We start from the raw sequence: 282 nt of genomic DNA, 5'->3' as shown, positions 1-282 counted from the left end.
GATCGCCCCGCGAGTCCACAATTCCGGGCACTGGACCCTCGCGGGCGCGACGACCTCGCAATTCGCCCAGCAGGTCCGGGCGGTCTGCGGCTGGCCGCTGGGCGATTCGGCCCGGGTCGGCGGCATGGCGGTGGAGATGCACAACCTCCTCGGCGACGACGTCGACGAGTGGGCCGCGATCCTGGGCCAGCCGGGGGCGCAGCTCCACCTCTCCGGCAAGGGCGAGGCCCGGCCCGGCCGCAAGATGGGCCACGTCACCCGGCTGCTGCCGAAGCCCTGAGG

At 74.1% G+C, this 282-nt stretch carries 1 protein-coding gene; it reads left to right on the top strand.

Annotated features, from left to right (window positions below; genetic code table 11):
• Positions 1 to 280 (top strand): ATP-grasp domain-containing protein (locus AC0IWM_RS23735; protein WP_471759137.1); only part of this gene is annotated, 280 nt, incomplete at its 5' end.
• Positions 281 to 282: the final 2 nt, after the last annotated feature.

It is taken from the genome of Methylobacterium sp. AC433 (assembly GCF_979253015.1).
Note: the sequence above shows the minus strand (reverse complement) of the source record. Positions and strands in the feature narration are given on the sequence as shown.